The organism is Idiomarina sp. Sol25, from assembly GCF_033052775.1.
Lineage (GTDB): Bacteria > Pseudomonadota > Gammaproteobacteria > Enterobacterales > Alteromonadaceae > Idiomarina.
Genome location: NZ_JAUPEW010000222.1, coordinates 1 through 242, shown reverse-complemented (window position 1 = coordinate 242; position 242 = coordinate 1). Strand labels below are relative to the sequence as shown.

At 67.4% G+C, this 242-nt stretch carries 1 protein-coding gene; it reads right to left on the bottom strand.

The window, feature by feature from the left end; genetic code table 11:
- Window positions 1-242, bottom strand: a 242-nt coding sequence (locus Q5L94_RS14080; protein ID WP_317498971.1) for a TolC family protein, incomplete at both ends; no start/stop codon positions are given.

Below are 242 nucleotides of genomic sequence, written 5' to 3'. Positions count from 1 at the left end.
CCCAGTAGCAGGGTCATGGCATTGCGGTCCTGCGCCACCAGGCGGGTGTACTGCTCGATACTCACCCGCGCACTGTCCACCGCACTGCGTGCCTGACGCAGTTCCAGCGCCGAGGCGACGCCGACATCGAAGCTGCGCTGGGTCAGGCCCAGGCTTTCCTCGTAGGTCTTGAGCGTGTCACGGGTGACCTGCAGCAGCGCCTGATCGGCCTGCAGCGTCAGCCAGGCGTTGGCGACGCTGGC